A 24,246-nucleotide genomic window follows, 5' to 3' on the forward strand; every position below is an offset into this window, starting at 1 on the left:
CAAGCGACATCGCTGAGGAGAGCTCTGTGACCGACAACGTCCAGCCGAACGACGACCAATTCGAGTGCCTCGATGACTTGGAAGAGCCGTTCATTTCGGATGACGAACCGCCACGCACTGTCGCCGACTTCGTTCGGGACTCGCAGCCCACCAGCAACACCGTTGACCAACCAATGGTGAAGGGGTCTGGGGGATCAGCAGTTTCAGGTGGCGAGTGGACCAGCAGGGGCTCCGAGTAGGCAGGTGGGACAGCGCTCGCGCAATTGTCGATCGAGCTACGCAGCGATCGCCGATGCGAGTGGAAATGCTCTCAGTTCGTCATAAGCCTGTCGCGTACGGAGGCAGGTGTGGAGTTGGCCGAGGAGCTTGCCGAACAGGTGGCGTTGAGCTTGCCGACTCCAGTCCCCAGAGGTGCGGCGTCGGTCGAAGTGTCCCCGGGCTCCGGGCGAGGTCTGGATCGCGACGAGGGTCCAGAACGAGCCGACAGACGCAAGGCGGTTGTTCTTGATCTGCCGGTGCATCACGACAGTTCGCTTGCCGCTCGCGCGGGTAACAGGTGAGGCGCCGGCATACGCCTTCAACCCGCGTGCATCGGCGAACCGTGAGCGATCATCGCCGATCTCGGCAAGCAGTCGTGCCCCGCTGACCGCGGCGAGACCGGGGAAGCTCGTGATGATCTCGGAATCCGGATGACGCTCGAAGTGCCGGGTTGTCGCCTCGGTCAGGGCCTCGACCGCGGCGCAGGCAGCATCGAGCCGCTGCACCAGCGTCCGCAGTTGGATGCCCATTGCGTGCTCAAAAACTCGGGCTGCTGTAGCTGGGTGGTGCGGAAGACCTCACGAAGTCGGGCAGTGTCGGCGTCGACGTTGCGTTGCCGGCCTGCCTTCCTCAACAGTGCACGCAGTTTCGCGGGCGTCAGCTTCGCCGCATCACCGGGAGTTGGAGCCGCGACGAGCACTGTTCGGGCGTCGGCTCGAGTGATCCCGCCACCGCTCAACGCATCGAACGCAACTAAAGCGGCCGGGAAGTAGTCCTTGAGCAGCGAACGAATCTGGTTACCGAGTGCCGTCCGCGCCCACACCGCGTCCTGCTGGGCGCGGGCAAGGACCTTGATCGCGCGAGCGAGGTCGGTGTCATCGGGAATCTGTCGGTGCGAGTCGGCGTCGAGGCGCAGGATGTTTGCCAACATCACGGCATCCGCAGCATCGGATTTCGCACCGGACACGGCGCGCTGGCTGCGATAGCGAGAAGCGGAGAGTGGGTTGATCGCATAGACGACCCGGCCGGTCGCCCGCAAAGTCGCGACCCACAGGCCGCGATCAGTCTCGATCGCGATCGGGATCGGATTCTCCGGACTGTCACCGGCGTCGGCAGCATCTCGAGCTGCCGGGCGAACCCGTCCGCATCGTTGCTCACCCGCCCCTTGATCAGCACGGCCCCGGTGTCGTCGATGACGGCGATGTCGTGATGATCGTCGGCCCAATCGATTCCGCAGAAACGGTCCACATCCACTCTCCTGCCACGTCGAGGAACACGGTCGGTCGAACCGAAGTGGAGTCACACGACGCCCTAATTGCAGGACTCACGCAGGATGCGGGTCCGTCATCTCATCAGTCGTGTCGTGACGCCAGCACACCGCAGGGGCCTCGATCTATCGAAGAGCTCGCAGCTCGTGAACACCACACGAGAGGTTGATCCCTGCGGCCGGCTCGCACCACGAGCAGGACACCACCGAAACCCTCCACGCCGGGTGAGCCGCGCCGTTCTCTGTGTGAAGGCGTCCCGCGGGAGCGGCCGCCAGGAACCCATGAGCATCACACCCCACCGGCACGAAGGGCCCGGCTGAACGGGCTTTCGGGCCCGCGTAAGAATCAATTAGGAACCCTCACCACCGGGCGGGACCATCACCCCGAAACGGTGGTCGAGCGGGCGTCACATCGCGACGTTGCCAGCCTTCCACGTGGCCCAGGGGACGTTCCAGTCGCCGAGGCCGTCGGTACCCGAGAGCGTGCCGCCGAGGGTGTTCTTCACGATCGCCAGGTCCCCGCGCTTGGTGTTGTCGTACACCCACTTGGCGTCAGCCGGACTGAGATTCAGGCAGCCGTGGCTGGTGTTCGTGTAGCCCTGCTGTCCGACCGACCACGGCGCGGAGTGGAAGAAGATGCCACTGTAGGACATGCGGGTGGCCCAGTCCACCGGCGTCTTGTAGCCCTGAGGGGAGTTCACCGGCACCCCGTAGGTGGACGAGTCCATCACCAGGTTCGCGAACCGGTCCCCGATGATGTAGACGCCGTTGTCCGTGGGCGTGCTGTCCTTACCCATCGAGGTCGGCATGGTCATCACCACCTGACCGTTGCGCTCGAAGGTGACCTGCTTGGTGTTGTCGTCGGCGGTCGCGATCATGGCGTCCCCTATCCGGAACTCCGACCGCTGGTTCACCTGTCCGAACAGGGTGCCGCCGAGATTGCGGCCGAAGACGTTCACGTCGACGGTGACGGTGGTGCCCGGGGCCCAGAAATTCTCAGGGCGCCAGCGCACCTCCCGATTGTTGACCCAGTAGAAGGCGCCCTCGACGGGCGGGTTCGTGACGACGATGATGGCGTCCTGCGCGGCCTTGCGGTCCGGAATGTTCTCGTCGAACTGGACGGCCACCGGTTGCCCGATACCCACGACCTCGCCCTCTGTCGGCAGGATGTACGGCTTCGCGAGATTGCCGGGCGAACTGGTGGTGAAGCTCGAGACGATCGTCGCGGTGCCACCGAGGCCGAAGGCGTCCGCCTGCAGTCGATAGCGACCGTTGTAGACCAGCGGCGCCGTGTTCACCCACGACTTCCCGTCGGGCGCGATGGCACCGGGCACCGGCACGCCGGCCTCGTCGGCGAGGGTGACGACGGACAGTTTGCCGTCACCGACCAGGACGGTCACCGGGTCACTCGGCGAATGCCCGACCGCTCCGTCCGCGACCCCGGAGGTCAGCTTGGGCTTGATCAGTTCGGCAACCGGGTTCAAGTCGATCGCGACGGTCGATGCTCCCGCTTCGCTGCCGCCGGACGGCACCGTGCATCCCGAGATCCCCAGCACCAGGGCCGCTGCCCCCAGCGCCACCGCGCTCAGCGAAACCCGATTCATCGTCACTCCACCCCACTCCACAACGACTCCAGATCAGGCCGCCGCCAGTACCGGACCGACGTGACCTGCGAACAGCAATGATCCCAGCCGACGGCGGGACCGACCCCCGGTCGCCACGACGACGGCGATAACGTTCACATTGCAATCGATCCCGGGCCGCTCGGCGTTACCGGATACCGCTCCTGACCAGCCGATTTCACTTCAGGCGCCAACTCCTGTTAATGTTCCTCTCGCACCGAGCGCAAGGAAACGAGCGCGAGACGCACATGCGCCATTAGCTCAATTGGCAGAGCAGCTGACTCTTAATCAGCGGGTTCGGGGTTCAAGTCCCTGATGGCGCACAACGAACAAGCCCCAGTCCTCGGACCGGGGCTTGTTTGATTTCGTGTCGCTCAGGCGTCACGGGCGCCATTAGCTCAATTGGCAGAGCAGCTGACTCTTAATCAGCGGGTTCGGGGTTCAAGTCCCTGATGGCGCACAACGAACCGGTTCTGGGACCGGGCACATCTCACCGCACTCGAGCGGATCACTCCGGTACCCGGACGCACAGCTTCCGGCCCCACCCACCGACCGGCACGGTGTCCACCCGACAGTCGGGTGGACACCTCCGCGGCCTACCGGAAGATCTTGCGCACCACGAGGAGTGCGACCAACGCGCCCGCACCGATCAGTGCGAACTTCACCGGCGGCTCGTTCACCTTGGCCAACAACGTGGCCTTGGTGTTCTCGACCAGACGCTTCGGGTTGGTGCGGACGCTCAGCTCGTCGAGGGTGCTCGCGAGTTGGTTGCGGGCCCGCTCGATGTCGCGCTCGATGCTCTCGGTGTCCCTGGGCACGTGAATCCCACTTTCTATCGTCTGTCGATCTGCTTGCCATGACCGTACCGGTGCCCCGCGCACGGTCGTCGGCAGGAACGCCCGACGGCAGAAACGAAGTAGCCTGACCACCGTGACCGACAACAACCGGCTCGCCGCCGGAGACACCGCGCCCGCCTTCACCCTCCCCGACGCAGACGGTAAGGAGGTGTCGCTGTCCGACTACCGCGGACGCAAGGTCATCGTCTACTTCTACCCCGCCGCCAGCACGCCCGGCTGCACGAAGCAGGCCTGTGACTTCCGCGACAACCTCGGCGAACTGAACGGCGCCGGCCTCGAGGTCGTCGGCATCTCCCCGGACAAGCCCGCCAAGCTGGCCAAGTTCCGCGACGCCGAGGAGCTGACCTTCCCGCTGCTCTCCGACCCCGACAAGTCCACGCTCGAGGCGTGGGGCGCGTTCGGCGAGAAGACCATGTACGGCAAGAAGGTTCAGGGCGTCATCCGCTCCACCTTCCTCGTCGACGAGAACGGCAAGATCGAGGTCGCGCAGTACAACGTGCGGGCCACGGGACACGTCGCGAAGCTCCGCCGCGACCTGTCCGTGTAACGCCGACCCTGTCCCCGTCCGACCCCACTCCCCTCCTCGGGTGAGGGGAACCTGCAGCCAGGTAGACCGAATGAAGGTTCCCTTCACCAGGGGTCAGGCAGAGGGAGTCGAGGCGAACCTCTCGAGGAACAACGCCTCGGCCACCGCAAGGTTCTCGATCTCGGACGGGTCCACGCTCTCGTTCGGCGCGTGGATCAGGCAGCGTGGCTCCTCGACGCCGAGCATCACGATCTCCGCACCGGGCACCTCGGCGGCGAAGACGTTGCACAGTGGGATGGACCCGCCCTGGCCGACCGTGCCCAGCGGCTTGCCGAACGCCTCCGCCATCGCAGCCCCGAGGGCCGCGTACCCCGGGCCGTCGGTGCGGGCGCGGAACGGCGAGCCGACCTGCTCGGGCTCGACCGTGACCCGGGCTCCCCACGGGGCCTTGGACAGCAGGTGCGCGGTGAGCGCGTCCTGTGCCCGCTGCGGATCCATCCCGGGCGGCACCCGCAGGTTCAGCCGGGCCGAGGCCCGCGGCTGGATCGCGGCCGCCGACCCGACCACGGGCGGGCAGTCCATCCCGAGGATGGTCAGGGCGGGTCGGGCCCACACCCGGTCCGCGACCGACCCGGTCCCGGGCAGATCGACCCCGTCGAGCACCCCCGCGTCGGTGCGGAACTGGGACTCCTCGTAGCCCACCCCGTCCCAGGACTGGCCGGACTCGAGCCCGTCGACCACGGTGTTGCCGTCCGCGTCGCGCAGTGTCGCGAGCATCTGAACCAGCGCGGCCATCGCATCGGGTGCGGGGCCGCCGAACATGCCCGAATGGATCTCGCCCGCCAGGGTTTCCACGTGCACCACGACGTTCGCGACGCCTCGGAGGGTGACGGTCGCGGTGGGCTCGCCGACCTCCGCGTTACCCGTGTCGACCACCAGGATCATGTCCGCCTGGAAGAGTTCCGGCTGCTCCTGCACCAGGTCCTCGAGGCCGCCCGTGCCCATCTCCTCGGAACCCTCCGCGACCAGGCGGATCCCGACCGGGAACGGCGAGCCATCGGTCGTCGAACTCCGCAGGGCCCGCAGCGCCAGCAGGTGCATGACGATGTTGCCCTTGCAGTCCGCCGCGCCGCGCCCGTACCAGCGACCGTCGCGTTCGGTGAGCTCGAACGGCGCGGTGTGCCACTTGTTCTCGTCGCCGGGCGGCTGCACGTCGTAGTGGCAGTACAGCAGCACGGTCGGCGCACCCTCCGGTCCCGGCTGGTGGCCGACGACGGCATTCGAGCCGTCCGTGGTCTCGATCAGTTCGACCTTGCCGACACCTGCCGCGAGGAAGGCGTCCCGGACCCAGGTCGCGGCCCGGACGCACTCCTCCTTGGGGAACTGCCGCGGGTCTGCGACCGAACGGAAGCCGACCAGCGTCGCGAGTTCGTCTCGCGCGGTGGGCATCAGAGCCTGCACCTTGGCGCGGATCTGGTCCGAATCCGTCTTGTCATCCGACACGGTCGCCTCCTCGTGTGTCTCGGCCGGCCTTGTCGCCGGTCACTTGTCGTCCACCAGTTTCAGGTCGTCGGCGTACTGCACGAAGCCCCGGAGTTGGTCGGGGCAGTAGGTTTCGATCACGATCCGCTCGCCCGCGACCACATCGGTGGTCGCGATGATCGGGCGTTGGCCCGGTCCGGCGGCACCGTTGACTATCTGCTGGTCCAGCACGCCGCGACGCAGCGCATCGCCCGGATGCGAGCACGCGACGCCCCCAGTGGTCCCGAGCACCCTGGCGGTGGCGTCCACGTCCAGGGTGCCGAGCCCGGCCGCCTGGAACCGTTCGGCCAATGCGGTGGCCTTGGAGAGGGACTCGGCGTCGCGCTGGTTCTGGTTGAACGCCACCAGGCCCCACACCGACAGTCCGACGAAGAGCGCGAACGCGACCAGGTAGATGATCAGGTGGGTGTTCTCGGGCCGGGTGTGCAGGTCGTCCACCGCGGCGACGTTGACCTCGTGGCCCGCCGCGTGCCGGGGGGTGTGCGCGGTCATCACGCCTCCTCGGCCTTGAGCGCGGCGAGCGGGTCGACTGTCACGTCCTGCTTCCAGGACGGCTTGCGCATCGCCAGGATCAGCAGGGGCACTCCGATTCCGACGACGCCGAACCCGCCGCCGACGATCAGGACGTAGACGAGGACGTTTCCGCCGCCGAACTGGGACGGCGGGACGAAGCCGATGCAGAAGGCCGCGACACTGGCCACGATGCCGACCCAGCAGAGCAGGAAGAGGGCGGGAGCGCGGTAGCCGCGCGGATGGTCCGGCTGTCGGCGGCGCAGCCGCATCGCCGCGGCGAACATCAGGACGTAGACCACGAGGTAGACCTGGGTCGTGATGACCGACAGGATCCAGTAGGCGCTGGACACCTCCGGGATGAAGGCGTACAACAACGCGATCAGCGTGGTCACCGCGCCCTGGGCGACGAGGATGTTCTGCTGGATGCCATGCTTGTTGAGCTTCTGCAGTACCGGCGGCAGGAACCCGTCCTGCCGACCGATCATCAGCAGGCCCTTGGAGGGTCCGGCCAGCCAGGTCAACATGCCACCGAGCGAGGCGGCGATCAGCATCAGGGCCAGAATCGGTGTGGCCCAGCCGAATCCGAAGTGCGCGAAGAAGGTGTCGAAGGCCTGCATCACACCCGCGGTCAGCGAGAGCTTCTCCGCCGGCACGACCCAGCTGATCGCGATGGCGGGCAGGATGAAGATGCCGAGCACCAGGCCCATCGCGACGAACATGGCGCGCGGAAATTCGCTGGCCGGCTTGCGCAGGCTCGACACGTGCACCGCGTTCATCTCCATGCCCGAGTAGGACAGGAAGTTGTTGACGATGAGCACCAGGCTGGCGATGCCGGTCCAGGCGGGCAGCAGCGCGCTGAATTCCATCGGCGCGGCGGACGCGTTGCCCTGCCCCAGGAAGACGATGCCCATCACGATCAGCAGTACGCCGGGAATGAGGGTGCCGAGGACCAGTCCGGCACTGGAGAGTCCGGCGACGGCCTTCATCCCGCGTGAGGAGACGAACACGCCCGTCCAGAACAGCGTGACGATGATGATCGCTGTGTAGAGGCCGTTCGACGCCAGCGACGGATTCACCACGTACGCAAAGGTGCTCGCGACGTAGGCGAGCAGCGTCGGGTAGTAGAAGATCGTCATCGCGAATTGGCACCAGACGGCGAGGAAGCCCAGCTTGTCCGAAAGACCTTCCCCCACCCAGCGATAGACGCCGCCGGACCAGCCGGACGCCAGTTCCGCCGAAACCAACGACGTCGGCAGCAGGAACACGATCGCGGGAACGATGTAGAGGAACACGCAGGCGAGGCCGTAGACGGCCATCGACGGCGCCGAGCGAAGGCTCGCAACCGAACTGGTGGTCATCATCGCCAGCGCGATCCAGGTGATGTACTGCTGCCGCGGCGCGACCGGCAACCGGCGCGCAGTGGTGGAACTCGACTCTCCGGCAGTGTCCAGGCTCATTCGGTCCACCATCCCGTCGGACGGGCCGCCACAGCTTCGACGACTGTGTGCGGCCGCAGGCTTCCTAGCACTATCCCCCGCGCGGGGGCTTCGTGCAGTGGATAACGGCGAGCCGAGCACGTATTCACCCGGATCGGGTGAATACGCGGCACCGGTCAGCGATGGGCGTCGATCAACTGCTCGACGCCGTCGAGCAGCAGGTCGAGCGCGAAGCCGAAGTCCGCGTCCTCCCATTCGACGTCGGGGTCGGGATCGAACGCGCCGGCGGCCAACGCCTCGGACAGGTGCGGAAACCGGTCGGGCTCGAACAGTCGCGGCAGCAGGGCCGGGTAGTCGCGTACGGCGGCGTCCTCCGCCGAGACCGTCGCCGAGGCGGTCGCGAAGTCCGCGGCGAAACGCGCCCGTCCGATCACGTACAGCGACGTGGTGAGGACTACCTGGAAGCGGAGGGAATGCGGCAGCGGCGTGTCGGTGAGGGCGCTGAGTCCGGCGTCCAGCCAGGCGATGTTGTTCGGCCCGGTCGGCGGGGCGCCCCCGATCGACAGTTGCAGCCACCACGGGTGCCGCATGAGTGCCGCGTACTCGGCGCCCGCCCACGCCGCGAGCGCCTCCCGCCACGGGGTCGACGGCGCGATCGCGGGCGGCGGCCCCACCACTCGGTCGGAGATCAGCTCGACCAGTTCGTCCTTGCTCGCGACGTAGCGGTAGAGCGACATGGTCGTGAAGCCGAGTTGCTTGGCGACGCGGGCCATCGACAGCGCCGCGATGCCGTCGGCGTCGGCGAGTTCGATTGCCGTGTCGACGATCTGCTCGATGCTGAGACCTCGCCGGGGGCCGCGGCTGCCGGCCTCGGCCAGCCCCCAGGCGAGCGCGACCGTCCGCGGCAGGTCGCGTTCGTCCGCGGTGTCCATCGGTACAACTCTCCCGTCGTCGGCCCCTCTTGCGCTCATCCTAAAACTGTGTACCTTATAAACCGAAGTATATGACATACACAGTTCTGGACATGCAGCGAGCTCGAACTCGAAGTGACTGAACCTCGAAGCGATCGGAGAACATCGATGAACCACGACGAACCCGGAGACGCGATCCGCGTCCACGGCCTCACCAAGAAGTACGGCGACCACCTGGTCCTCGACGGACTCGACCTGCACGTGCCTGTCGGCCGGATCTTCGCCCTGCTCGGCGCGAACGGCGCAGGCAAGACCACCACCGTCCGCATCCTGTCCACGCTGCTGCCCTTCGACTCCGGCCAGGTGACCGTCGCCGGGCACTCGCTGCCCGGCGCAGCGCAGTCGGTGCGCCGCAGCATCAGCGTCACCGGCCAGTACGCGGCGGTCGACAAGGTGCTGACCGGCCGCGAGAACCTCATGCTCGTCGCCGAACTCAACCACCTCGGCCGGACCGAATCACGCCGCCGCACGGCGGAACTGCTGGACCGATTCGATCTCGTCGGTGCGGCCGACCGCCGGGCCGAGACGTACTCGGGCGGCATGGCGCGCCGACTGGACCTGGCCATGAGCCTGGTCGCGCACCCGCAGGTCGTCTTCCTCGACGAGCCGACCACCGGACTCGATCCGCGCAGCCGTCGCGAGATGTGGTCCGTCATCCGCGAACTCGCCGACGGCGGGGTGACCATCTTCCTGACCACGCAGTACCTCGAGGAGGCCGACGAACTGGCGGACCGCATCGCCGTCATCGACGGCGGCGCAATCGTGGCCGAGGGCACCCCCACCGAGCTCAAGAAGCTGGTCAACGGCGGACACGTGGAACTTCAGTTCGCCGACCGCACGCAGTTCGACCGGGCCGCTGTCGCGCTGCCCGGGGCTGTCACCGACGCCGGCACCCTGACCGTCGAGGTGCCGACCGACGGCAGTATCGCCTCCCTCAAGACGCTGCTCGACCGGATCGACTCCCCCGAACTCTCGGTCGAGCAGTTCGCGCTGCACACCCCCGACCTGGACGACGTCTTCTTCGCCCTCACCGGTGCACCCCGCGCCACCGGTTCCGACTCGACGAAAGCAGCAGTCCGATGAGCACCCGCACCGTCACACACAGCGAATTCACTTCTGTCGCAGCCGATTCCGCGGTGATGCTGCGCCGCAACCTCAAACACGTCCTGCGCAGCCCCGACACCATGCTGATGGCGGTGGCGCTGCCGATCATGCTGATGCTGCTGTTCGTCTACGTCTTCGGCGGCGCGATCAACACCGGCACCGACTACATCAACTACGTCGTTCCCGGAATCATCCTGCTGTGCGCGGCATTCGGCGCCTCGACCACCGCGGTCAGCGTGTCCACCGACATGACCGAGGGCATCATCGACCGCTTCCGCACGCTGCCGATCGCGCAGTCGTCCTTCCTGACCGGGCACGTACTGGTCAGCGTGGTGCGCAACCTCGCCACCACCGCGATCGTCATCGCGGTCGCGCTGCTGATGGGCTTTCGCCCGACCAGTGACCCGCTGAGGTGGCTCGGGGTGGTCGGGGTGATCGGCGCCTTCATCTTCGGACTGTCCTACCTGTCCACGGCACTGGGACTGCTCGCGAAGAATCCGGAGGCGGCGAGCGGTTTCACCTTCGTGATCATGTTCGTGCCGTACGTCAGCAGCGCGTTCGTTCCTGCCGACTCAATGCCGTCGTGGCTGCAGTGGTTCGCCGAGAACCAGCCGGTCACCCCGATCATCGAGACCGTCCGCGGGCTGCTGATGGGCACCGAGATCGGCAACAGTGCGTGGCTCGCCCTGGGCTGGTGCGCGGCGATCACGGTAATCGGGTTCGCCTGGTCCACGGTGCTCTACCGCCGCCGCGTCGCCGCCTGACCCGGGCAACCCGGCGCCCGCAGGTATCCGGTACTCGGAGAAACACCGAAGTCGGGGGTTCGTCGAATCCGGTACCTGTGGCGGCTAACCTGGACTGGTGGACGCCATGACCAGTAGTCGAGCCTCGCGCCGCGCGGACCCGGCCCTGTCGGCGGGGACCGGCGACCCGGATGCGCTGTCGGCGGGGACCGACGACGCCCCGCAGGAACTGCTACCCCGCAAGCGGCCCACCCAGGAGCGCAGCCGTCGCAAGTTCGACGCACTCCTGGCCTCGTCGAGGGAACTGCTCACCGACGTCGGCTTCGAGTCGTTCACCTGCGAGGAGGTCGCCTCCCGCGCGGACGTCCCGATCGGCACGCTGTACCAGTTCTTCGCCAACAAGTACGTCATAGTGTGCGAGCTGAACCGGCAGGACTTCACGTCCGTGCACGACGAACTCGAGCAGTTCAACGGCGAGGTCCCGTCGCTGGACTGGCTGCGGTTCCTCAACAACTTCGTCGACCACCTCGCGAAGCTCTGGACCTCGGACCCGTCGCGGCGGGAGGTGTGGCTGGCGATGCAGTCCACCCCCTCCACTCGCGCGACCGGCAAGATCCAGGAGAAGGCGCTGGCCGGGCAGATCGCGTTGATGCTGGCCCCGCTCACCCCTCGCACCGAGCGCGACCGCCGGATCATGATGGCCGAGGTGCTGGTGCACGTCGTGTACTCGATGCTCAACTTCTCGGTCCAGGACGGCCAGTCGCATGCCGACGCCGTCGACGAACTCAAACGGTTGATGGTCGCGTACCTGCTCGTCGCGGAGAAGGAATCGCGGTCCGGCTGAACGGACGCCGCGACGGGTCACCCACCGTCACGACGCCGGAATCTCGTCGTAGCCGCCGTGGGTGGACGCACGCAGTGTCGCGACGACGGTGACCGCCGCCGCGACGAAGATCATGACCGCCGACACCAGCAGTGCGGTGTCGAGTCCGGCGTGAAACGCCGCGTAGGTGGCATGGATGACCTTGTCGACGATCGGTCCGTACGCCGCCGACGCCGACGCGTCTCCGCCCGCGGGCACCGTGCCCTTCTCGATGGCGTCGATGATGATGGACTGGAAGTTCACCGGGACGGCGAGTTGGTTCAGCCTGCCGGTCAGATCGGTGGTCAGGTGCGCGTTCACCAGGGCGCCGAGCGCCGCGACCCCCACCACCGCCCCCACCTGACGCATGGTGTTCGTCGCGGCCGCGGCCATGCCCGAGTGCGCGGCCGGTACCCCCGTCAGTACCGCGGAGGTCAACGGCACCACCGCGATCCCGAATCCGAGCCCCGCTACCGTCAGCGCCAGGGCCAGCAGCGTGAACGAGGGATTCTCCCCCAGACATGCTCGCGTCAACAGGATCCCGACGCCACCGAGCACGCATCCCACGACCATCGGCACTGCCGCGGTACTGCGTGCCACCCAGAAGCCGCACGCCACCGAGCCGGCCACGATCGCCACCGCCATCGGCGAAAAGACTGCGGCCGTGCGCATTCCGGAGTAGTCGACCACCTCCTGCAAATACAACGCGGTGAAGAAGAAGATCGAGAAGACCCCGAAATAGACGGCGAACGCGACGATCAGCGCGCTGCGCACCATCGGCGGTCGCAGGAACCGGAAGTTGAGCATCGGGTTGCGCACCCGCATCTCCACCGCGACGAACGCGACCAGTGCAAGACCGCCCACCACGAACAACGTCACCACCGACGTCGCGCCGTACCCGACGCTCTCGCCGGAGATACCCGCGTAGATGACGCAGCCGAGGAACGTCGAACCGAGCACGAAGCCGGCCAGATCGAGCGGTCCGGGTTGCCGATCGGAACTGTCCGGGACGAACCGGACCGCCGCCACGAACAGCACCGCGCCGAGCGCGAGGTTGAACCAGAACACCGCACGCCAGTCGAACGCGCCCACCAGCAGGCCACCGATCACGGGACCGAGCGCCAACGCGAGCCCGGACACTCCCGCCCACGCGCCGAGCGCCTTCGCGCGGTCGGCCCGGTCGGGGTAGATGTGCCGGATCACCGAGAGCGTGCCGGGTTCGGATGCGGCGGCACCGACGCCCATCACGGCCCGCCCGACGATCAGCATCGCGACGGTCGGGGCCAGCGCCGACACCGCGGAACCAGCGCAGAAGACGACCATGCCGGCGACCATCACGCGCTGACGGCCCCACCGGTCGCCGAGCGAGCCGGCCGTGAGCATCAGGCTCGCGAAGACCAGCGTGTACGCGTTGACCACCCACTGCAGCGAGATAACCCCGGCGTGCAGGTCGGACTGCACGCTGCCGAGGGTCACGCTCACGATCGTGGTGTCGAGGAAGGTCAGGAACAGCACCGCACAGACGGTCGCGAGCGCGATCCGGGGCTTCGCCGCCGCGCCCACCCGCGTGGCGGCGTCGGAGGTCACGCGAACCTCAGCTCGGCGCTGCGGCGGTGGTCGGCACCGCGCACACCGGCGGCGGGTTGCCCTCGAGGGTCAGCAGCGCGCAGAACGTGGTCTGCGCGACCTTCCAGCTGCCGTCCACGTCGACCGCCTCGCCCATCTGGTCCGGCAGGACGGGCTTGCCGTCGATCAGGACGGTGTAGGTGACGGTCGCGTGGCCGGGCGCGTCCAGGTCGACTGTCGAGACGGTCGCGGTGGTGCCCTTCGCCATCGGAGAGCCGGCCTGGGCGTTGATGGTGTCCGCGAATGCCTGACCGTTCTGGACCAGCGTGATCTTCTCGGCCCCCGGGGTGTCCCCCGAGAAGAACGCGACGAACGCGTTGGTCACGGCGGCATGGGCGTCGCCGGTTGCGGTAGTCGAGGTGGGGGCGGTGCCGGAGGTGGTGTTGTCGTTCGAGCCGCACCCACCCAGGACGAGGGCGAGCACTGCGGCGAATCCGAGGACCGCCGCCGCGCCGACCGGAGTGGGTCGACGTGTCGGGTGTTGCCGTGTCGATTCGAGCATGATGCGCCCTTCCGGAGGACGCTGACTGGCGACGACGCGTGCCGGAGGCGCCCACCATTGGTTTCATCGACAGAACGTCGAACAGCCTCGTCTTACGTTCTACGCCGATGTCCGCGCGCTGTCCGGTCCTTGGGCCATCTTGCTCGAGGGGCGGGCGAGGTCCGGGCATGCGAAAACGGGCCGTCCGATGCCGTAGTGGCATCGAACGGCCCGTTCCGAACCCGGAGACCCGGGCGGTGTCAGTTCCCGAGGGGGACCACGATGTCCGGCTCCTCGATCACGACCATCGCCCCGGCCATGTCACCGTCGTGGGTCAGCGACAGGTGAATGATCGCGCCCGGCAGGAACTCCGCGGCCTCGTCGTGCAGCTTGATCGACGGCCGACCCCAGGCGTCGTTGACCACCTCGATCTGCACGTAGGCGTTGTCCCCGACCGCCGGCGGACGGGCGAATCGGGATGCCGCCCACGCCTTGATCACGGCCTCCTTCGCCGCCCACCGGACGGCGTAGTGCCGCGCCGGGTCGGTGCTCTTGGACTCGCAGTACCGCCGCTCCCCCGGCCGGAAGCTCGACTTCATCGCCGTGCCCGGCCGGGACAGCTGCTCCTCGAACTCGGAGACGGTGACCAGGTCGAAACCGATTCCCAGGATGGCCATCTACTGGCACCCCGGCAGTCCGGAGCGGTAGACCTCGTCGTCGCCGAGGCGCGCGTCCTCGGTGAGCAGGACGTCCGCCTCGAGCTGGCGGGCCGCCTTCGCCGGCACGGCGTCGCCGCCGAAGCGACGGTCGGCGGGCCGCTCGTAGAGGTCCGCGCCACCGCACATCGCCGACGCGAGGCGACGCTGCCCCTCGATCGTGCGCTGCTGCGACCGCTCGAGGTACTCGTCCCGCTTCTCGGCGGGGATCGACTCGACGAACGCCTGCGGGTGCACGACCGCGATCAGCCCGGACACGTGGCCGAAGCCGAGGCTGGTGAGCAGGCCCGCCTTGAGCGGGAACTGCTCGCCGAACCGAAGCGGCTCACGCGCCCACACCAGGTGTGAGAACTCGGCCATCTTGTCGTCGACGCAGTCCAGGCTGCGGTTCGGCGGGATGACACCCTGCCCGAGCACCTGGCACAGGCCGATCAGCTGGAACGCCGCGGCGCCACCCTTGGCGTGACCGGTCAGCGACTTCTGCGAGATGACGAACAGCGGCGCGCCCTCGCTGCGACCCAGCGCCGCCGCGAGCCGCTCGTGCAGCTCGGCCTCGTTGGGATCGTTTGCGGCCGTGGAGGTGTCGTGCTTGGACACCACCGAGATGTCGTCCGCGGTGACGCCGAGTGCGTTGAGCGACAGGGCCAGCTGCGAGTCCTGCCCGCCACGACCGGCGCCGAGCGCGCCGATACCGGGGGCCGGGATCGAGGTGTGCACACCGTCGGCGAACGAGCCCGCCCAGGCCACCACACCGAGCACCGGCAGACCCATCTCGAGCGCCAGGTCGCCGCGCGCCAGCAGGATGGTGCCGCCGCCCGCCGACTCGACGAACCCGCCGCGCCTACGGTCGTTGGCCCGCGAGTAGCGGCGCTCATCGATGCCCTTGGCCGCCATGTCCTCCGACTTCGCCGTCGCGGACATGTCGCCGAAGCCGACGATGCCCTCGATGCCGAGGTCGTCGAACCCGCCGGCGACCACCAGCTGCGCCTTGCCGAGCCGGATCTTGTCCACGCCCTCCTCGACGGACACCGCCGCCGTGGCGCAGGCCGCGACCGGGTGCACCATCGCGCCGTAGCCGCCGACGTACGACTGCACCACGTGCGCGGCAATGACGTTCGGCAGCGCCTCCTGCAGGATGTCGTTGGCGCGGGACTCCCCGAGCAGGGTGTCGATGTAGAGCGAGCGCATCGAGGTCATGCCGCCCATGCCGGTGCCCTGCGTGTTCGCCACCGTCGACGGGTGCACCCAGCGCAGCAGCTCCGACGGGGTGAACCCGCCGGTGAGGAACGCGTCCACCGTCGTGACCAGGTTCCACAGACCGACCCGGTCGACCGACCCGGCCATGTCCGCGGGGATGCCCCACTTGGTGACGTCGAACCCGGTCGGGATCTGGCCGCCGACGGTCCGCGAAAGCTTCGCCTTGCGCGGCACCCGGATCTCGGTGCCGGCCCGGCGGGTGACCTGCCAGTCGCCGCTGTCCGGGACCGCCGCCGCGACGGTGTGCTCGGGGTCGGAGTCGACGAAGGCGCGGGCCTCCGCCTCGGAGCCGACCACGAAGGTCAGGTCGTTGTCCAGGAACACCGACGTCATCAGCGGCATGGTGTTGTCCACCATGGCGCCCTCGTCGACGTAGGTGCGGATGCCGCACCGCTCGACGACGGCGTCGTGGTAGCGATCGGCGATCTCGGCCTCCGGCACCAACTCACCGGTCTCGGCGTCGTACCAGCCGGCGACCGGGTCGGCCTCCCAGGAGACCAGTCCGGTGTTCCACGCCAGCTCGAGTACACCGGCCGCCGACAGCTGCTCGTCGACCTCCATCTCGAAACGCGTCCGGGAGGAGCCGTACGGGCCGAGCTCGCCGGCGCCGACGATGACGACCAGGTCGGACGGGTTGACGTCCAACTCCGGCCACACCGGTGCGGGCAGTGCGTCCACGAGCCGCGGGGGCGCGGGCAGCGCATCCACGGTGTCGGCCGCGTCGTCCTCGGGTTCGGCTGCCGCCGCGGCCTTCTCGGCCTCCGCGGCGTCCTTCGCGAGGGCCACCAGGTCCAGCCGGACCTCCGCGAGGCCGCCGGTCAGGTCCACCTCCACCGGCGCGGTCGCCGCCTGCTCCCGGACCGCGGGCGCGCAGCTCTCGAGCATCTGGGCCGCCATCTCGTCGGTGGACCAGGTCCGCACGCCCTTGGCCTCGACCGCCTCGACCATCGGGTCGTTGCCGCCCATCAGCCCGGTGCCGCGCACCCAGCCGATCAGCGCGTGCACCAACGTGACCCGCTCGGCCCAGGTGCGCTCGGCCTTCCAGCGCGTGACCACCGCGTCGAGCGCGGCCTTCGACTCGCCGTAGGCACCGTCGCCGCCGAAGAGTCCGCGGTTCGGCGAACCGGGCAGCACCACGTGCAGGTGGGTGTCGACGTCACGGTCGTAGCCGATCTTCGACAGTCCGCCGATCAGCCGCTCGACCGACCACAGGAGCACCCGCATCTCCATCTCGGCGCGTGCGCCGGCGTCGGAGAGCTCGCCGCCGACTCGGGGCGCGGCGAATGGGAACAGCAGGGTCGGGGTGACGGCTTCCTTGACCAGTTTCTTGGCGCCGCCCGCGGTCTCGGTCTGCTCCTCGCCGATCCAGGAGATCAGCGCGTCGACGTCCGCGTAGGAGGCCATGTTCGCGGGCACCACCCACAGCGCGGCACCGGCACGGGCGTTGGCGCGGTACAGCTTCCGGTAGAAGCCGAGTCGCTCCGAGTCGAGCCGCGAGGTGGTCACGAAGACGGTCGCGCCGCCGCGCAGCAGGTTGCCGGCCACCGAGGCCGCGATGGAGCCCTTGCTGGCGCCGGTGACGACGGCCACCTGGTCGGCCCACACCCCGGGCTCCTCGTCGGCGACCGCGGCCGCCGCGGCAATGCCGGCGTAGGCGCCGACCAGATCCTCGCGGCCCTCGGACTCCGCCCGCTTGCGCCACCAGTCGGCATGGGCGGCAACGGCGCCACCGGCCCCGGTGAAATCGGCCTCGGTCACCGAGACGACCGTGGCGTGGTCGCCGATCCACAGCCGCGCCAGGTCCTCACGGGCGGTGGCCCAGCGGTCGTCGATCAGTACCGCCCTGCGGGCGTCGAACGCCGGCGCGACCAGACGCGGCCAGTCCGAACCGAGTTCGGCGGACACCAGGTCCACCAGTTCGGTGTCGTTGTCGGAGAACGCGGTCGAGACCTCGTCGGTCAGGCCGAGCTGCTCGAGCACCAGCCGGGCCGCCGAGGCGAGCACGCCGTCGCGTCCGGTGATGTGCTCGGTGAACTCACCGAGCGCTGCCGCGTCGACGGTGCCGCCGGCACCGCCACCCGCCGCCGGCATCGACACCGCGACCCCGCGGCGCGCGGCCACGGACTGCACGGCCGCGTCGATCACCGCGTCCACCGCACCGCCGTCGGACAGCGCACCCTCGTGCAGACCGCCCATCGCGCCGCCGCGCACGCTGGACCCGTCGCGGGTGCCGAGCGCCACCTCGGCGGTGACGTGGCTGGCCCAACCCGCGCCGAGCTCCCAGACCTTGGCGACCCGCTCCGCGATGGCGGCCGGTCGCTTGCCCGAGGGCCCGAACACCTTGCGCAGGTGGTCGTTCAGCGAATCGGTGAGCACCGGCCCGAACGGCTTGTAGGTGCGAGCCAGCTTGTTGACGGTCACCGCGAGCGAACCCATGTCCGCGTCTGCGGCGCCGTCGATCGCGCCGAGCGAGAGCTCCGCGCCGAGGTCCACGAGCAGCTGGTTGCGGCGCGAGGACACGCCGTCGCACAGCGCCTCGATGGTGTCGGCCGGACCGATCTGGTCGGGACGCAGCTTGGTCCACAGTCCGATCAGCACGGCGGTGGCGTCGGACGCCGAGAACGCGATGTCGTCGGGGCGGGGGCCGCCGGACGGTGCCGCGGGGGCCGCGACGGGTGCGGCCGCCGCAGCGGGTGCCTCCGACACCGCCTCTGCGACCGGCTCGTCATCCTCGACCGGCGCCGGGTCGGTGTCCGTGCAGAACACCACGCCCGCCTCGCGCTCGATGTTGAGCACCTCCACCGGGTTGCCGAAACGACCGGGCAGCTTGAGGGTCTGCGACGCCAGGTTCGCCACGGTCGGAACCGCGCCGAGGCCGATCTCGACGAACCGCTCGATGCCGAGCCCGCCGTCGGACTCGTCGGCGAAGAGCAGGTCCTGGGTCTCGATCCAGCGCACCGGGCTCGCGAACTGCCAGGCCAGCAGCTCGGCGAGGACCACACGGGTCAGCGCGACCGGCTTCGCCGCCCAGGAGTCGAAGTCGGCGAGCACGTCGGACAGCTGCTGCGACGGCACCAGGTCCGCGATCTCCTGGATGAAGTCGCGGCCCAGGTTGAACGGCTTGGGCACCAGGTTCGGGATGTAGCGGCCGATCAGGATGGCCGGGTCGATCTCCTCGGGCAGCAGCTTGAGCAGCCGCTCGCGGAAGTCGTCGACGCCGCCGCGCAGGACGGTCGAGTGGAACGGCACGTCGATGCCGGGGATCTGGATGTAGGCGCGCTTGCCACCGAAAGCCTCACGGCGCACGTCGATCTCGGCTTCGAGCGCGTCGAGTCCCGCGACCGTGCCCGCGATCGCGTACTGCGATCCGCGCAGGTTGAGGTTCACGATCTCGAGGAACTCACCGGACTCCGCGGCGACGTCCGCCACGAACTGCGCGAGGTCCTCGTCGGCGACACCGATCTGCGACGGCCGGATCGCGGCCAGCCGGTAGTTCGAGCGGCCCGCGGCGTCACGCGGCACCAGCGCATGCATGGCGGAACCGCGCTGGAACACCACCTCGAGCACCGCCTCGAGCGGCAGCACACCGGCGACCGCGGCGAGCGCGTTGTACTCGCCGACCGAGTGGCCGGCCAGGTAGGAGTCCTCGACGAAGGCGCCGGACTCCCGCAGCTCCGCGACCTGCGCGACGCCGAGGGTGGCCATCGCGACCTGGGTGAACTGGGTCAGGTGCAGCACCCCGTCCGGGTGCCGGTGCTCGATGCCGCGCGCCTTGACGACGGTCGGGTTGTCGCGCACCACCGCGAGGATCGAGAAGCCGAGGGCAGCGCGGGTGTGCTTGTCGGCACGGTCCCAGATGTCGCGGGCGGCCTTGGAACGCGAGCGGGCGTCGAGCCCCATGCCGGGACGCTGGATGCCCTGACCGGGGAACGCGTACACGGTCTTCGGGGCGGCGGTGCGGCCGGAGGCGACCATCACCAACTCGCCGTCCACCCGGCACCCGACCTCGACGATCTCCGCGCCGCGGTCGTGGGCGATCCGGTCGACGCGGACGTCGATCTCGGCGCCCGGACGGACCATCCCGAGGAAACGGGCGGTCCACGCGGTCAGCCGGCGCGGCGGCACCGTGGCCGCCGGGTCGACGGCGGTCACGACCTGCTGGGCCGCGGCCGAGAGCCACATGCCGTGCACGATCGGGGCGCCGAGACCGGCGAGCAGCGCGGCCGCGTCGGAAGTGTGAATGGGGTTGTGGTCGCCCGAGACCCGCGCGAACGCGGCCATGTGACGGGGCGCGACGATCGTGGTCTGGCGGCGGCGCCGACGCGGGGTGTCGACGGCGGCATCGGTCAGCGACCCTCCCACACGCTGCGGGTCGGCCAGCTCGGCCTTGCCGGTACGGCCGCGAATCGCGAAGCGCTCCACCATGGTTGCGAACACCGGGGCGGTGGTGCCCTGCTCGCCGCGCATGGCGCCGACCTCGACGCGGACCTCGACGACGCGACCGAGGTCGGTGTCGACGACGGACGCGCCCTCCGCCTTGACGGTGAGCACCGCGGCGTCTGTCGGGACCGCGTCGACCAGGTTCACCGCGTGGTCGAGGTGGACCAGGTCGAGCATGCCCTCGATGGTGTGCACGCCGTCGGTCGTGGTGGCGGCGCCGAGCACCGCGAACACCGCCGGCCAGCAGGCGCCGACGAGGACGTCCGGCACCGCGGAGGTGCCGGGGCTCAGCGAGTCGGGCAGCCCGGACGCGGTGACGCCGGCGTGGTCTGCGACCAGGTCGGGGATCCACGCGACGTTCAGTCGTGCGACGTCCGCCTTGACGGTCGGCAGCTCCTGGCCCGCGGCCACGCCGAGCAGCGCGGACATCGCGGCCTCGGCGTCGGCCTCGGTGACCACGGGGGCGCCGCCGTCGCGGGTCGAGTCGGGCACGGTCAGCGCGATCGTGACGGCGCGGTCGGCGGCCAGCGGCACCCGCAGCTCGACGCGCTCGGCATCGAGGGCGCGCAGGGTGGCGCCGGTCGGGGCGTGCGTCGACACGTCGTCGGACACGGCCCACTCGGCGAGGTCGCCGAGGCGGTGCGCCGGGTTGCGGGTCAGGCGACCGGCCCACAGCACGTCCGGCGCCGACAGCACGACGCCGAGCAGCCCGCGGGCGTCCGCCGACCGCCGGCTCGCGACCGGGGCGGGTGCGACACCGTCGGCGAGCAGCTCGTCGGTGGTGGCGCGCTCGAACCGGTCGAGCAGGGCGCCCACCGGCTCGTCGACCTCGGTGATGCCGGCGACCGCGACGGTGCCCGGGATGATGCAGACCTCGTCGGCCGAGTAGCGCGGGTCGTGCGCCTGCCACAGGGAGTCGGACCGCCACCAGCGGCGCACGTCCTTGTCGATGACGGGGACGAAGTTGACCGGCTTGCCCGGGATCTTGCAGAGCGAGGTGAAGAATGGCACGTCGGCCGGGTGCAGCAGGGTGGTCGAGGCGTCCGGGTAGGAGGCCTTGAGTGCGCAGAGGGCGGCCTCGGGCCGCTCGAGGGTCAGCTCGTCGGTGAACTGCGTCTGGATCGGCCCGCGGTCGTTGCGGTGCAGTCGGGCCTCGGCACGCTGGAGCATCTCGGCGAAGCGGTCCCGCCAGGTGATGTCGAGCCAGACCGACTCGGTCGCTTCCGCGTAGGCCAGCGCCCAGTCCGTGCCGCAGTCGAATTCCTTCGCGGCGTCGATGCCGACGGCCAGCTCCAGGTAGCGGCGCAGCCAGCGCTCGTAGGTCATGGTCGCGACATCGCCGAAGTACGGCTTCGCGGTGACGTCGAGCGCGGCGATGATCTCCTCGCGGCGCTGCGCGACGGCGTCGGCGTCGCCGGCGACCTCGTCGAGGAGGCGCCCGGTACGGGACGCCGCGTTGTCGATCTCGTGGATGTCGGCGCCGAGCTGGCTACGGCCCGAGGCCATACCGCCGGACGCCGTGCCGGCCCCGACCCAGTCCGGGGTGCCGGGGGTGTCGACGAGCAGCTGCTTGACCTCGGGCGCGGTGGTCGCCTCGAGGGTGGCCATCGCGGCGGTGCCGACCAGGATGCCGTCGACCGGCATCGCGGGGTAGCCGGACTCGGTGGACCAGCGGCCGGTCAGGTAGTCGGCGGCCCGCTCGGGGGTACCGATGCCGCCGCCGACGCAGATCACCAGGTTCGGCCGAGCGCGCAGCTCCGCGTAGGTGGACACGAGCAGGTCGTCGAGGTCCTCCCAGGAGTGGTGGCCACCGGCCTTGCCGCCCTCGATGTGGACGATCACCGGGAAGTCGGGCACCTCGGCCGCGATGCGGATGACCGAGCGGATCTGCGCGACGGTGCCCGGCTTGAACGCCACGTGGCTGATGCCGGCCTCGGACAGTTCCTCGATCAGCGCGACGGCCTCGTCGAGCTCGGGGATGCCCGCGGTGACGATCACGCCGTCGATGGGCGCGCCCGCCGCACGAGCCCGCTGCACCAGGCGCTTGCCACCCAGCTGCAGCTTCCACAGGTACGGGTCGAGGAAGAGCGAGTTGAACTGCACCGCGCGACCCGGCTCGAGCAGGGTCTGCAGCTCGGCGACGCGGTCCGCGAAGATCTGCTCGGTGACCTGTCCGCCGCCGGCCAGCTCGGCCCAGTGGCCGGCATTGGCCGCCGCGGCGACGATCTTGGCGTCGACGGTGGTGGGGGTCATGCCCGCGAGCAGGATCGGCGAGCGGCCGGTCAGCCGGGTGAATGCGGTCGAGGTGGCGACCTTGCCGTCGGGCAGCGTGACCAGCGTCGGCCGGAACTCGGACCAGGACTTGTCGACCTCGGGTGCGGCACCGGGGGTGACGAGGCTGCGCTGGCCACCGCGGGTGGCGGTGGCGACGATGCCGACGCCGTGCCCGCGCAGGGCGCCGGCAGTCATCCGGGTGAGCAGGTCGCCGGGGCCCAGGTCGAGGACCCACGCGGAGCCCGCGTCGATCGCGGAGTCCACGGCGGCCACCCAGTCGACGGGATCGGTCAGGCAGGCGCGGGCCAGTCGGGTGGCGCGGTCCGCGTCGAGACCGCAGCGCACGGCCCACGCGCCGACGGTGTCGACGGCGTCCTGCAGCGCGGGGTGGTGGAATCCGACCTCGACCGCGAGCGGCTCGAAGACCGGGGCGAACACGGCGCCGCCGCGCTTCTTGGCGTCGCGGTCGCGGGCCTCGTCGGCGGCGATCTGCTCGGCGCGCTGCTGCACCCGGGCGAGCTGCGCGGGCGGACCGGACACGACCACGCGGCGGCGCCCGTTGCGGATGGCCATCACGGCGGCGCGGTCGGGGTCGAGTCCCTCGGCGAGTTCGTCGACGATCGCCTGCATGCGGGCCGGGTCGACGTCGGAGACCGCGAGCATGGGCGCACGCTCGGCGCCGCCGAGGACACCGCGGCGACGGCCGACCAGGACCGACGCTGCGCCGACGAGCTGCGCGACGGCGAGCAGTTCGCCGTCGGTCGTGCCGCCGTCGGCGATCGATTCCGCGGCGACCAGGCCCTGCGAGTGGCCGATCACGGCGGCGGGCGGAGTCGTCGCCGGGTCGAGGCCCTGCAGTCGCAGCGACCGCAGCGCGGCGAGCTGGGTGAGCAGCACGCCGGGCAGGGAGACCGAGGCGGAGGTCAGGGCCGCGGCGGAGGGTCCTGCGGGGGCGTCGTCCTCGTCGGCGACGTCCTGCTCGAGGATCCAGCCGATGGGGTCGAAGCCGGCCGGGCGGACCACCAGCAGGTCCTGCGCGACGGGCGCGAGGATCGCGGCGGCGTCGTTGACCAGGTCGGTCATGTCGGGCTCGAGGCCGTTGTCGCGGATCAGTTCCTCGAGGGGGGCGAGCCAGGCGGCACCCTGGCCGCCGAATGCGAGCGCGTAGGGCTCACCCGCGAGGAGGCGGTCGCGCAGCGGCAGCTTGGCCGTGGTCGGCCGCGCCGGCGCGTACCGGGACCCTCCGGAGCCGTCTCCGTTGCCCAGTGGTGTGCTCTCGTCGATCGTCACGCTGGATGGTCCTCTCCTGGTCGGAACCCACCGACGTCACAACGCTCTCGCGGGCGCATGGGCGGTCCACGGAATGTTCTTCGGGGGCGCGATCAGGTTCGCACAGAATCATGAGGAGTTCCTCACGTTTCGCGGCTGCCCAAGCGTTCTACCAGGTAGTAGGCGTGATACAGGTCACAATCCAACCGTCCAAGTGACTCCCGAGTAAGAAACGAACCCGCTGGCTGAAGGAAAAACTGGCGAGTAGCAAACCTGAGGAATTCCTCACGTTGATCGTTATAAAACCGTTATGTGCGACTCCGCCGCCCGTGCGCGGCATTCACCCCAATTGGGGTGAATCGCGCGCACAGTTGCCGGGCAGTTCATGACGGGTGCCGACGACAATGCTCGCGCCGGCCGGTCGGCAGCGCGCCGAAGTTGTCGGCCTCCTCGGCTACTGTCGAACACATATTCGATCACGG

The 24,246-nt window shown here is 69.5% G+C and carries 14 protein-coding genes, 2 tRNA genes and 1 pseudogene; 6 read left to right on the forward strand and 11 right to left on the reverse strand.

Annotation, left to right across the window (positions count from 1 at the left end; genetic code table 11):
- Positions 1-275: 275 nt before the first annotated feature.
- Together FK531_RS16745 and FK531_RS16750 are read right to left on the reverse strand one after the other, a co-directional pair.
- A pseudogene (locus FK531_RS16745) lies at positions 276-1,506 on the reverse strand (IS110 family RNA-guided transposase).
- Between the two features lie 426 nt (positions 1,507-1,932).
- Positions 1,933-3,129 carry a L,D-transpeptidase gene (locus FK531_RS16750; protein WP_142101296.1) on the reverse strand — a complete coding sequence of 399 codons (1,197 nt, stop codon included), beginning with the start codon at positions 3,127-3,129 and terminating at the stop codon, positions 1,933-1,935.
- A 268-nt stretch (positions 3,130-3,397) separates the two neighbouring features.
- On the opposite strand from FK531_RS16750, the gene FK531_RS16755 reads away from it, so the two are divergent.
- Together FK531_RS16755 and FK531_RS16760 are read left to right on the forward strand one after the other, a co-directional pair.
- Positions 3,398-3,470: transfer RNA gene (locus FK531_RS16755), tRNA-Lys, on the forward strand.
- Positions 3,471-3,534: 64 nt separating this feature from the next.
- A tRNA-Lys gene (locus FK531_RS16760) sits at positions 3,535-3,607 on the forward strand.
- A gap of 136 nt (positions 3,608-3,743) precedes the next feature.
- On the opposite strand, the gene FK531_RS16765 is transcribed toward FK531_RS16760, so the two are convergent.
- Positions 3,744-3,965 (reverse strand): DUF3618 domain-containing protein, encoded by a 222-nt coding sequence (locus tag FK531_RS16765; RefSeq protein WP_142101298.1) that lies wholly within the window; start codon positions 3,963-3,965, stop codon positions 3,744-3,746.
- Positions 3,966-4,077: 112 nt separating this feature from the next.
- Between FK531_RS16765 and bcp the strand changes: the two genes are divergently transcribed.
- Positions 4,078-4,551, forward strand: coding sequence for a thioredoxin-dependent thiol peroxidase (gene bcp, locus FK531_RS16770; RefSeq protein ID WP_142101300.1), 474 nt, complete (start codon positions 4,078-4,080; stop codon positions 4,549-4,551).
- Positions 4,552-4,644: 93 nt separating this feature from the next.
- Here bcp and FK531_RS16775 read toward each other — a convergent pair whose 3' ends face one another.
- The 4 genes from FK531_RS16775 to FK531_RS16790 all read right to left on the reverse strand — a co-directional run bounded on the left by FK531_RS16775 (position 4,645) and on the right by FK531_RS16790 (position 8,953).
- Positions 4,645-6,033, reverse strand: a complete 1,389-nt coding sequence (locus FK531_RS16775; RefSeq protein WP_142101302.1) for a dipeptidase — start codon at positions 6,031-6,033, stop codon at positions 4,645-4,647.
- Between the two features lie 39 nt (positions 6,034-6,072).
- Positions 6,073-6,564, reverse strand: coding sequence for a hypothetical protein (locus FK531_RS16780; RefSeq protein ID WP_142101304.1), 492 nt, complete (start codon positions 6,562-6,564; stop codon positions 6,073-6,075).
- Positions 6,564-8,042 carry a glutamate/gamma-aminobutyrate antiporter GadC gene (gene gadC, locus FK531_RS16785; RefSeq protein WP_142101306.1) on the reverse strand — a complete coding sequence of 493 codons (1,479 nt, stop codon included), beginning with the start codon at positions 8,040-8,042 and terminating at the stop codon, positions 6,564-6,566. Before gadC ends, FK531_RS16780 begins: the two co-directional genes overlap by 1 nt.
- A gap of 155 nt (positions 8,043-8,197) precedes the next feature.
- On the reverse strand, positions 8,198-8,953 hold the full coding sequence (locus FK531_RS16790; RefSeq protein ID WP_142101308.1) for a TetR/AcrR family transcriptional regulator: 756 nt from the start codon (positions 8,951-8,953) through the stop codon (positions 8,198-8,200).
- 147 nt (positions 8,954-9,100) lie between these two features.
- On the opposite strand from FK531_RS16790, the gene FK531_RS16795 reads away from it, so the two are divergent.
- From FK531_RS16795 to FK531_RS16805, 3 genes are all read left to right on the forward strand, one after another.
- Positions 9,101-10,075, forward strand: a complete 975-nt coding sequence (locus FK531_RS16795) for an ATP-binding cassette domain-containing protein (protein ID WP_142101310.1) — start codon at positions 9,101-9,103, stop codon at positions 10,073-10,075.
- A complete protein-coding gene (locus FK531_RS16800) occupies positions 10,072-10,860 on the forward strand; it encodes an ABC transporter permease (RefSeq protein WP_246098213.1) in 789 nt (262 codons plus the stop codon). The genes FK531_RS16795 and FK531_RS16800 overlap by 4 nt, the downstream gene beginning before the upstream one ends.
- Positions 10,861-10,966: 106 nt before the next feature.
- The gene (locus FK531_RS16805; protein ID WP_142101312.1) at positions 10,967-11,683 is read left to right on the forward strand and encodes a TetR/AcrR family transcriptional regulator; all 717 of its coding nucleotides are present in this window, start codon (positions 10,967-10,969) and stop codon (positions 11,681-11,683) included.
- A gap of 27 nt (positions 11,684-11,710) precedes the next feature.
- On the opposite strand, the gene FK531_RS16810 is transcribed toward FK531_RS16805, so the two are convergent.
- From FK531_RS16810 to FK531_RS16825, 4 genes are all read right to left on the reverse strand, one after another.
- Positions 11,711-13,288 (reverse strand): MFS transporter, encoded by a 1,578-nt coding sequence (locus tag FK531_RS16810; RefSeq protein ID WP_142101314.1) that lies wholly within the window; start codon positions 13,286-13,288, stop codon positions 11,711-11,713.
- A gap of 7 nt (positions 13,289-13,295) precedes the next feature.
- Positions 13,296-13,829: an MTB12 C-terminal domain-containing protein gene (locus FK531_RS16815; RefSeq protein ID WP_142101316.1), complete on the reverse strand. Its 534-nt coding sequence runs from the start codon at positions 13,827-13,829 to the stop codon at positions 13,296-13,298.
- A gap of 239 nt (positions 13,830-14,068) precedes the next feature.
- Positions 14,069-14,485 (reverse strand): holo-ACP synthase AcpS, encoded by a 417-nt coding sequence (gene acpS, locus FK531_RS16820; protein WP_142101318.1) that lies wholly within the window; start codon positions 14,483-14,485, stop codon positions 14,069-14,071.
- Complete coding sequence (locus FK531_RS16825) at positions 14,486-23,785, reverse strand: type I polyketide synthase (protein WP_142101320.1); 9,300 nt, start codon at positions 23,783-23,785, stop codon at positions 14,486-14,488. It abuts the gene before it with no gap.
- Positions 23,786-24,246: the final 461 nt, after the last annotated feature.

The organism is Rhodococcus spelaei (genome assembly GCF_006704125.1).
GTDB lineage: Bacteria > Actinomycetota > Actinomycetes > Mycobacteriales > Mycobacteriaceae > Rhodococcus_G > Rhodococcus_G spelaei.

Coding starts and splice junctions, on each gene's coding strand:
- FK531_RS16750 (WP_142101296.1), bottom strand. CDS start 3,129: ATGAATCGGGTTTCGCTGAGCGCGGTGGCGCTGGGGGCAGCGGCCCTG.
- FK531_RS16780 (WP_142101304.1), bottom strand. CDS start 6,564: ATGACCGCGCACACCCCCCGGCACGCGGCGGGCCACGAGGTCAACGTC.
- gadC (WP_142101306.1), bottom strand. CDS start 8,042: ATGAGCCTGGACACTGCCGGAGAGTCGAGTTCCACCACTGCGCGCCGG.
- FK531_RS16790 (WP_142101308.1), bottom strand. CDS start 8,953: ATGGACACCGCGGACGAACGCGACCTGCCGCGGACGGTCGCGCTCGCC.
- FK531_RS16795 (WP_142101310.1), top strand. CDS start 9,101: ATGAACCACGACGAACCCGGAGACGCGATCCGCGTCCACGGCCTCACC.
- FK531_RS16800 (WP_246098213.1), top strand. CDS start 10,072: ATGAGCACCCGCACCGTCACACACAGCGAATTCACTTCTGTCGCAGCC.
- FK531_RS16805 (WP_142101312.1), top strand. CDS start 10,967: ATGACCAGTAGTCGAGCCTCGCGCCGCGCGGACCCGGCCCTGTCGGCG.
- FK531_RS16815 (WP_142101316.1), bottom strand. CDS start 13,829: ATGCTCGAATCGACACGGCAACACCCGACACGTCGACCCACTCCGGTC.
- acpS (WP_142101318.1), bottom strand. CDS start 14,485: ATGGCCATCCTGGGAATCGGTTTCGACCTGGTCACCGTCTCCGAGTTC.